This window comes from Methylorubrum zatmanii (assembly GCF_014845115.1).
Classification (GTDB): Bacteria; Pseudomonadota; Alphaproteobacteria; order Rhizobiales; family Beijerinckiaceae; genus Methylobacterium; species Methylobacterium zatmanii.
Genome location: NZ_NKUI01000258.1, coordinates 1 through 8,307, shown reverse-complemented (window position 1 = coordinate 8,307; position 8,307 = coordinate 1). Strand labels below are relative to the sequence as shown.

At 70.0% G+C, this 8,307-nt stretch carries 8 protein-coding genes; 2 read left to right on the top strand and 6 right to left on the bottom strand.

Annotated elements, in window-relative coordinates:
- Positions 1-178: 178 nt before the first annotated feature.
- A complete protein-coding gene (gltX, locus tag MZTS_RS22875) occupies positions 179-1,603 on the top strand; it encodes a glutamate--tRNA ligase (protein ID WP_192285545.1) in 1,425 nt (474 codons plus the stop codon).
- Positions 1,604-1,995: 392 nt separating this feature from the next.
- Positions 1,996-3,285: a citrate synthase gene (gene gltA, locus MZTS_RS22870; protein WP_192285544.1), complete on the top strand. Its 1,290-nt coding sequence runs from the start codon at positions 1,996-1,998 to the stop codon at positions 3,283-3,285.
- A 164-nt stretch (positions 3,286-3,449) separates the two neighbouring features.
- Here the strand turns inward: gltA and MZTS_RS22865 are convergent, their stop codons facing one another.
- From MZTS_RS22865 to MZTS_RS22840, 6 genes are all read right to left on the bottom strand, one after another.
- Positions 3,450-3,929: a YaiI/YqxD family protein gene (locus tag MZTS_RS22865; protein WP_192285543.1), complete on the bottom strand. Its 480-nt coding sequence runs from the start codon at positions 3,927-3,929 to the stop codon at positions 3,450-3,452.
- Positions 3,926-5,086, bottom strand: a complete 1,161-nt coding sequence (gene lpxB, locus MZTS_RS22860) for a lipid-A-disaccharide synthase (protein WP_192285542.1) — start codon at positions 5,084-5,086, stop codon at positions 3,926-3,928. Before lpxB ends, MZTS_RS22865 begins: the two co-directional genes overlap by 4 nt.
- A complete protein-coding gene (locus tag MZTS_RS22855) occupies positions 5,083-5,931 on the bottom strand; it encodes an LpxI family protein (protein ID WP_192285541.1) in 849 nt (282 codons plus the stop codon). Before MZTS_RS22855 ends, lpxB begins: the two co-directional genes overlap by 4 nt.
- Positions 5,932-5,936: 5 nt before the next feature.
- Positions 5,937-6,743: an acyl-ACP--UDP-N-acetylglucosamine O-acyltransferase gene (gene lpxA, locus MZTS_RS22850; protein WP_192285540.1), complete on the bottom strand. Its 807-nt coding sequence runs from the start codon at positions 6,741-6,743 to the stop codon at positions 5,937-5,939.
- A 5-nt stretch (positions 6,744-6,748) separates the two neighbouring features.
- Positions 6,749-7,210 carry a 3-hydroxyacyl-ACP dehydratase FabZ gene (gene fabZ / locus MZTS_RS22845; RefSeq protein ID WP_192285539.1) on the bottom strand — a complete coding sequence of 154 codons (462 nt, stop codon included), beginning with the start codon at positions 7,208-7,210 and terminating at the stop codon, positions 6,749-6,751.
- Between the two features lie 147 nt (positions 7,211-7,357).
- Positions 7,358-8,307, bottom strand: a 950-nt coding sequence (locus tag MZTS_RS22840) for a molybdopterin molybdotransferase MoeA (RefSeq protein WP_192285538.1), incomplete at its 5' end; no start/stop codon positions are given.

The window sequence follows — 8,307 nt, the reverse complement described above, 5'->3', positions numbered from 1 at the left end:
GCCCTGCCGCCCCCTTCGCCCATGCCCCCGCATGCTCCGAGACCGGCGCAATCCCCGCACCGGCCAGCCGCGAGGGATTCTTAACGCATCGGTTCGCCCGTGCTACAGCCGCGCGGAGGCCGGCCGAGGCCGCACTCCCGTCATCCCGTACTTTTTCGAAGAAGCTTCGCAGCCGCCGATGTCGTCACCGGTCGTCACGCGCTTTGCGCCCTCGCCCACGGGCTACCTGCATATCGGCGGAGCGCGCACGGCTCTGTTCAATTGGCTCTATGCCCGCCGCTTCGGCGGGCGAATGCTGCTGCGCATCGAGGACACCGACCGGGAACGCTCGACGCAGGGCGCCATCGACGCCATCCTCGACGGGATGCGCTGGCTCGGCCTCGATTGGGACGGGGAGGTGATCTACCAGTTCGCCCGCGCCGAACGTCACCGGGAGGTCGCCGAGAGCCTGCTCGCCTCCGGCAACGCCTATCATTGCTACGCCAGCGCCGAGGAACTCACGCAGATGCGCGAGACCGCCCGCGCCGAGGGCCGTGCCCCGCGCTACGACGGCCGCTGGCGCGACCGCGATCCGTCCGAGGCACCGGCCGGCGTCAAGCCGGTGATCCGCCTGCGGGCGCCGACCGAGGGCGAGACCGTGGTCGAGGATGCGGTGCAGGGCCGCGTCACCTGGGCCAACCGCGACCTCGACGATCTCGTGCTGCTGCGCTCGGACGGCACGCCGACCTACATGCTGGCCGTGGTGGTGGACGACCACGACATGGGCGTGACCCAGGTCATCCGCGGCGACGACCACCTCACCAACGCCGCCCGCCAGAGCCAGATCTACCGGGCCCTCGGCTGGGACATTCCGGCGATGGCGCATATCCCGCTGATCCACGGCGCCGACGGCGCCAAGCTGTCGAAGCGCCACGGGGCGCTCGGCGTCGAGGAATACCGCGACCGCGGCTACCTGCCGGCGGCCCTGCGCAACTACCTCGTCCGCCTCGGCTGGAGCCACGGCGACCAGGAGGTGTTCTCCACCGAGGAGATGGTCGCCGCCTTCGACCTCAAGGCGATCGGCCGCTCGGCGGCGCGCTTCGACTTCACCAAGCTGGAGAGCCTCAACGGGCTCTACATCCGTGGCAGCGCCGACGCGGCGCTGGTCGATGCGATCGAGGCGATCCTGCCGGCCCGAGGGCCGGAGCGGGGCCTGCCGACCTCCCTCACCCCCGCCCTGCGCGAAAAGCTCGTCGCAGCGATGCCCGGCCTGAAGGAGCGCGCCAAGACCCTCGTCGAACTGCTCGACAGCGCCTACTACCTCTACGCGGCGCGCCCCCTGGCCCTGGATGCCAAGGCCGAGGCTCTGCTGGCCGGCGACGCGCCGGAGCGCCTGCGCGCCCTGCTGCCCGCCCTCGAAGCCCTGCCGGATTGGACCGCCGCCGCGACGGAGGCCGCCGTCCGCGCCTTCGCCGAACGGGAGGGCGTCAAGCTCGGCCAGATCGCCCAGCCCCTGAGGGCGGCTCTGACCGGTCGCGCCACCTCGCCGCCGGTCTTCGACGTTCTGGCGGTGCTGGGACGGGACGAGGCGCTCGGGCGCCTGCGCGACCGGCTGCCCGCCTGATCGCGGGCTCCCGTCGACGGGACATGCGCCCGGCCCGGGCGCACGCGGCCCGTTGGCGCACCGGAGATGCCGGGCCGTCCTCGTCGAAAGGCGGCATCGGCTTCTTCTCCTGAGTCGCCACGGGCCACTCGCCGGCTCAAAAGGAGGCCGGCTTGTTTTCGGCGCGGAGGAGGGGAACATAATCCCCTTGAAACGGTAACAGACTGGGCGCGGTTCTCGCATCTGCGAAGGCACCGGGAGTGTCGGGCCGTTGCTGGGCGCCGGCCGATCCGCTAACCCGGTGCTTCAGTGAGCGGGCGCAGTGTTTCGCTGCGGCGCCACAACGGAATGGAGGGCGGTCTTCGGCTTCCGTTCCGGTGCTGTTCCCGTCGCGAGAAAGGGTCCGCGATCCCATGAGCGCTTCCGCCAGCACCATCATCGTGGGCGACAACCACGTCGAACTGCCCATCAAGACCGGAACGATCGGCCCCGATGTGGTCGATATCGGCAAGCTCTACGCGAAGACCGGCAAGTTCACCTTCGATCCCGGCTTCACCTCGACCGCCTCCTGCGAGTCGAAGATCACCTATATCGACGGCGACGAGGGCGTGCTGCTCTATCGCGGCTACCCGATCGAGCAGCTCGCCGAGCAGGGCGACTTCCTCGAAACCGCCTACCTGATGCTGTTCGGCGAATTGCCGACCTCCGCCCAGAAGGCGGATTTCGATTACCGGGTCACGCGCCACACCATGGTGCACGACCAGATGAACCGCTTCTTCCAGGGCTTCCGCCGCGACGCCCACCCGATGGCGGTGATGGTGGCCTGCGTCGGCGCGCTCTCGGCCTTCTACCACGATTCGACCGACATCTCAGACGAGTCGCAGCGGATGATCGCGTCACTGCGCATGATCGCCAAGATGCCGACGCTCGCCGCGATGGCCTACAAGTACACCATCGGCCAGCCCTTCGTGTATCCGAAGAACGACCTCGACTACACCTCCAACTTCCTGCGGATGTGTTTCGCGGTTCCGTGCGAAGAATACTCGGTCAACCCGATCTATGCGCGGGCGCTCGACAAGATCTTCATCCTGCATGCGGACCACGAGCAGAACGCCTCGACCTCGACGGTGCGCCTCGCCGGTTCGTCGGGCGCCAACCCCTTCGCCTGCATCGCCGCCGGCATCGCCTGCCTCTGGGGCCCCGCCCATGGTGGCGCCAACGAGGCGGCGCTGAAGATGCTGATGGAGATCGGCCACCCCGAGAACGTCAGCAAATACGTCGCCAAGGCGAAGGACAAGAACGATCCCTTCCGCCTGATGGGCTTCGGCCACCGGGTCTACAAGAACTACGACCCGCGCGCCCGGATCATGCAGAAGACCACTCACGAGGTGCTGAACGAGCTCGGCCTCAAGGACGACCTGCTGGAGGTCGCGGTGCAGCTCGAGAAGATCGCCCTCGAGGATGAGTACTTCATCGAGAAGAAGCTCTACCCGAACATCGATTTCTACTCGGGCATCACCCTGAAGGCGCTGGGCTTCCCCACCTCGATGTTCACGGTGCTGTTCGCCGTGGCCCGCACGGTCGGCTGGATCGCGCAGTGGGCGGAGATGATCGAGGATCCGTCGCAGAAGATCGGCCGCCCGCGCCAGCTCTATGTCGGCCCGGACCGGCGCGATTACGTGGCGATCGGTCAGCGCAGCTGATCCTCGCAGCAGGGATGCCGGGAGATCCTCGGCATCCCTGGGCGGACCGCCACGGAGACTCCCGGAGCGAAGAACGAAGTCCCCGGCTGAGTGTCGGGCTCCGGCCGGCACCCGCCGAAGACGATTTCCTCGGTCTCACACGCCTTTCGATGCGGCGGGGTCGGTCAGATCCCGAATTCACGCTTCCAGCGCATGACCGCCCGGTCGAGGGCGCCGAGGAAGGCGGACCGGTCTTTCGGCGAGAACGGCTTGGGCCCGCCGGTGATGGCGCCGGCCTCCCGCAGATCCTGCATCAGGTTGCGCGTGGCGAGGGCGAGCCCGACCGAGGCATCGGTGAAGGCCTTGCCGTTCGGCGCGAGGGCGACGGCGCCCGCCTTCACGCAACGGCTCGCGAGCGGCACATCGGCCGTGACGACGATGTCACCCCTGCCGGCCCGCTCGGCGATCCAATCATCTGCCTCGTCGAGCCTGTCGCCGACGACGACACGCTCGATCCAGGGCTCGCGCGGCACGTTCAGGAAGCTGTTCGAGACGATCGTGACGTGAAGGCCGTAGCGGGCCGCGACGCGGTAGACCTCGTCCTTCACTGGGCAGGCATCGGCATCGACGTAGATCGCGATTCGGTGGGGTGCCGCCTCGGTCATGCCGCCCTCCGCACCTCGAGCACGATCCGCGCGGCCGCCCGGCTCGGCTCCTCGTCCCCGGTCAGCCGCATCCGCCCATCGATGCGGGCGAGCGCGTCGAGCTGGGTCCGCCGCGCCGGCCCACCGGCCATGAGGGGAGCCAAGGTGCCGGCCAGCCGCTCCGGCGTGCAATCACCTTGCACGAATTCGGGCATGGCGTTCTCGGAAAGGATCAGGTTCGGCAGCACGATGGTCGGCACCTGGATCAGGCGCCGGGCGATGACCTCCTCGATCCGCGAGACCTTGTAGGCCACCACCATCGGCACGCCGGCCAGGGCGAGTTCGAGGGTCACGGTGCCCGAGGCGGCGAGCGCGGCGCGCGCCCGGCGGAAGGTCGCGTGCTTGGCGGCCTCGCCGTGGACGATGCGCGGCTGGCGCTCCCAGGCCACCGCCAGCCGTTCGATCAGGGCGCGGTGACGGCTCACCGCCGGCAGTTCGATCTCGAACGGCCCGACCCGACGGGCCAGTTCGGAGACGGTCTGCCCGAAGACCGGCATCAGCCGCTCGATTTCCGAACGGCGCGAACCCGGCAGCACCGCCAGGATCGGCGGGCGCCCCTCGCGGATCGCCGCCTCGTCCGGCGACGGGCGAAGCTCCGACAGCCGCTCGATCAGCGGATGGCCGACATAGGTGCAGGCCGGGCCGCCCAGCCGGCGATGCGCCTCCGGCTCGAAGGGGAGCAGGGCGAGCACGTGGTCGATGAAGGGCACCATGCCCTTCGCCCGCCACGGCCGCCACGCCCAGACGCTCGGCGAGACGTAATCGATGATCGGCAGATGCGGCAGGCGCTTGCGCACCCGGGTCGCCACGGCATGGGTGAAGCCGGGGCTGTCGATGATGACGAGCACGTCGGGCGACGCCGCGACGACATCGTCCACGGTCTCGCGGATGCGCCGCAGCAGGGTGCGGGCACGGGCGAGGACCGGCAGGTAGCCCATCACCGCCACGTCATCGATGGGGAAGAGTGAGCGGAAGCCCTCCGCCTCCATGGCCTCGCCGCCGACGCCCCCCAGCGTCAGCGGCTCGGGCGAGAGCGCCCGCAGGGCGCGGATCAGCTTGGCGCCGAGTTGGTCGCCGGAATCCTCGCCCGCGACGAGCCAGATCCGCCGATGGGTCACGGCGCCACCTCCACCCCGATCAGAAACAGACCCGCCGCGTCCGCCGCCGCCACGGTCTCGGGCGCATCGATCACCAGGGTGTGCCCGGCGCCGATGGCGATCCCGGCGCAGCCGGCCTCCACCGCCCGGCGCACGGTGCGGGGACCGATGGCCGGCAGGTCGATGCGCAGATCCTGGCCGAGCTTGGGCAGCTTGACGAGCACCGTCCCCTTGGCGGGCGTGCCGAAGCCGAAGGGTTTTCGGTTCAGGGCGCGGGTCCGAAGCAACATCCGGTCGGTCCCCTCCGGCCCCTCGACGGCGATGACCCGTTCCCCCGCCACCACGGCGGCCTGGCCGACATCGAAGGGGCTGAGCGCGCCGAGCATGGCCCGCCCCGTGGCGATCGAGACGGCTGCCTCGGCATCGGGTTCCAGCCGGCCGAGACGGCCGACGCGCCCAAGCAGATCGGGCGCCACCTCGTGGACCCCGAGAACCCGATGCCCGTTCTCTTCCAAAAGCGAGAGAACGGCGCGCAGAAGCCGGTCGTCGCCGCCCGCCAGGCTTTTCAGGAGGTCGCGGTTGCGCACGGCGTGGGCGGCGTTGAGGAGGGCGGCCGGGCTCGGCCGCGCGACGCCCCCGGCCGGGATCACGGCGGCGGGCGCCCATTCCTTCAGGATCCGCAGCGTGCCGGGGATGTCGAGCAGATCGACGACGGCATCCGCCCGGCGCCGCATCGCCCGCTCGGTGAAGCCGCGCACGGCCAGCACGCGGAAGGGCCGCCGCGCCGCGTCCAGGGAGGCCGCGACGAGTTCCGGCAGCCGGCCCGTGCCGGCCACCAGGGCGAGGGGCCGGGCGGGATCGAGCATCGGCCTCAGGCCGCCGCGGCGACGGCGCGGGGCGTGCAGATCGAGCGCTTGCCGCCCTCGCGGATGAAGGCGAGGATCTCGTGGATCGCCGGATGGGTGTCGAACTCGGCGGCCACGTCCTCGACGCGCTCCATCAAGGTGCCTTCCTGGGCGAAGAGCAGCCGGTAGGCCCGGCGCAGGGCGTGGATATCCTCGCGGGAGAAGCCGCGGCGCTGGAGGCCGATGATGTTGAGGCCGGAGAGATAGGCCCGGTTGCCGAGCGCCATGCCGTAGGGGATGCAATCGTTCTCCAGCCCCGAGAGACCGCCGACGAAGGCATGGTCGCCGACGCGGGCGAACTGGATCACCGCCGCGCCGCCGCCGAGGATGGCGTAGTTGCCCACCGTGCAATGGCCGGCCAGCATGACGTTGTTGGAGAAGATCACGTGGCTGCCGACACGGCAATCGTGGCCGACATGGCTGTTGGCCAGGAAGGCGCAATGGTCGCCCACCACCGTCTCCAGGCCGCCGCCGGCGGTGCCGGGATTCATGGTGACGCCCTCGCGGATCAGGCAATCCGAGCCGATGACCAGGGTCGAGGGCTCGCCGCGATATTTCAGGTCCTGCGGCGGATGGCCGATCGAGGCGAAGGGGTAGATCTTCGTGCGCGCGCCGACGGTCGTTCGGCCGGCCAGCACGACATGGCTGACGAGTTCGCACCCCTCGCCCAACTCGACCTCCGGGCCGACATGGCAGAAGGGGCCGATCCGCACGCCGTCGCCGAGCCGGGCGCCGTCCTCGACGACGCTGCTCGGATGAATGCCGTCCCGCACCGCGCTCACTCCGTCACCAGCATGGCGGAGATCTCCGCCTCGGCGACGAGCGTTCCGTCGACGCGGGCCTCGCCGCGGAACCACCACATGGTCCTGCGCTGGTTCATCTTCTTCATGTGGAAGCGGACTTGGTCGCCCGGCACCACCGGCTTGCGGAACTTGCACTTGTCGATGGTCATGAAGAAGACCTGCTTGGTCTTCGACCCGTTGCCCATGATGTGGCGGCAGCAGATGGCGCCGGCCGTCTGGGCCATGCCCTCGATCAGCAGCACGCCGGGGAAGACCGGTAGGTCCGGGAAATGCCCGGTGAATTGCGGCTCGTTGGCGGTGACGTTCTTGATGCCGATGCAGCTCTCGTCCCGGTCGATCTCGATGATGCGGTCGATCATCAGGAACGGGTAGCGGTGGGGCAGCAGCTCCAGCACCTTCTGGATATCCGCCGAACCCAACTCGCGCGCTTCGCTCATCGCTGCCAACGCTCCCCGCCCATGCTTGCCCGGCGGCACCCCGCCGCTCGATCCGGTGACAAAAATCCGGTGAAGGCCGCCCTCTTCGGCAGAAAATCGGGCGGATGCAAGACTTTTGCGCCGTGAGGGGTTCTTGCTCCTGCCGGCTCAGACGATGCGTCGATCCAGCCGGATGATGCGGCAGGGGTCTCCCGCCTTGGCCGGGGGCGCGTGCGGCGGGCGGATCAGCAGGGCCTCGCTGGTGCCGAGCACCGAGAGCATCGACGAATCCTGGCGCGTCTCCGGATGGGCCACCGGCAAAAGGTCGGGCGCCGTGTCGAGGCGGGTACGCAGGTAGTCCTGGCGCCCGTCGTTCTCCGGCATGTCGCGGCCGAGGAGGGCAGGCTCGCTGCGATCCGCGCCGGCACGCGGATCGCCGAGCAGCGCACGGATCGCCGGCACCACGAACAGGAGGCCGCAGACGATGGAGGAGACCGGATTGCCAGGCAGGCCGATTACCGTCATCGGTCCGAGCCGTCCGTGCATCAGCGGCTTGCCGGGGCGGAGCGCGACCCGCCAGAAACCGAGTTCCAACCCTTCGGCACCGAGGGCCGCCTGGACAAGATCGTGATCGCCGACGGAGGCACCGCCCAGGGTGACGAGGAGATCGGCGCCGGCGCTGCGGGCGCGGCCGATGGCGCCGCGCAAGCTGTCGAGATCGTCCGGGACGATGCCGAGATCGATCGGCTCCGCCCCCGCCTCCAGGCTCAGCGCCGAGAGCGCGAGGCCGTTCGAGGCGACGATCTGATCCCATGCCGCCGGCTCGCCCGGCCGGACCAGTTCGTCGCCGGTGGCGAGCACGGCGATGCGGGGCTTGCGCCGCACGGGAAGCGTCGCGTGGCCGGCACTCGCCGCGAGGGCGAGGCGGCGGGCATCGAGGGTGTCGCCCGCCTGCAGCAGCGTCTCGCCCTCACGGAAGTCGAGGCCCGCCCGGCGCAGGAAGCGGCCCGGCGCCACCGGTTCGAGGGCGGTGACGGTCTCGCCATCCGCCTCGGCATTCTCCTGGATCAGGATCGCGTCGGCGCCCGCCGGCACCGGCGCGCCGGTGAAGATGCGGA